1 protein-coding gene is annotated in these 773 nt (G+C 61.1%); it reads left to right on the top strand.

Features of this window, described 5'->3' with window-relative positions; translation table 11 throughout:
• Positions 1-177: 177 nt before the first annotated feature.
• Positions 178-773: alpha-ketoglutarate-dependent dioxygenase AlkB (locus EN893_RS36250; protein WP_164901509.1), on the top strand; the 596-nt coding region annotated here is incomplete at its 3' end.

Below are 773 nucleotides of genomic sequence, written 5' to 3'. Positions count from 1 at the left end.
CATGCAACCTCCCTCGGTCGCATTCAAGGCATGCCCGCGAAATCCTGAGTAGAATACCGTCACCCCGATAATCTCCGGATTGGCAGGCTTTGATGCGGTGATGTCCACAGGGTGGGGTGCAGATGCTGGCTCGGTTCCGATATTGCCAGGCGGGCTGGCCTTCACCATCTAGCTGGGATGGCGGCACCCAAATCGAAAACACTCGGCTCCGGCTCATCCGGGCTCCAGCACGATCTCTTTGGTGCTGCCGACGACCTGCCGGAAGGCTTCCTCTACCAGCCTGATCTTATCACCGCGCAAGAAGAAACCGAACTCGCCCGGCATCTCGAAGGCCTGCCTTTCGAGGCGTTCGATTTCCATGGCCATCTGGCAAACCGGCGCGTCGTGGGTTTTGGCCTGCGCTACGACTACGATAGGCGCCAGGTAGTCGAGGCCCCGCCGATCCCTGACTTCCTGTTGGCCCTGCGCGACCAGATCGCGGCGTTGGCAGGCAAGCCCGCCGAGGCCTTCGCGCAAGTGTTGATCAATGAATACCGGCCCGGCGCCGGCATCGGCTGGCATCGAGACAAGCCTCATTTCGAAGACGTTGCGGGTGTTTCGTTGCTGGCGCCTTGCAGCTTCCGGCTCCGGCGGAAGAATGGCGCCAAGTGGGATCGCCGGACCATCGTCGTCGAACCAAGGTCGGCGTATCTCATGACTGGACGATCGCGCACTGAATGGGAGCACAGCATTCCGCCAGTTGACCTGCATCGATACTCGATCACCTTGCGGAC

Source organism: Mesorhizobium sp. M7A.F.Ca.CA.004.04.2.1, assembly GCF_004022825.1.
In the GTDB taxonomy this organism is placed as follows: Bacteria; Pseudomonadota; Alphaproteobacteria; order Rhizobiales; family Rhizobiaceae; genus Mesorhizobium.
The sequence above is the reverse complement of the archived record's forward strand: the minus strand, read 5'-3'. Positions and strand labels throughout refer to the sequence as shown.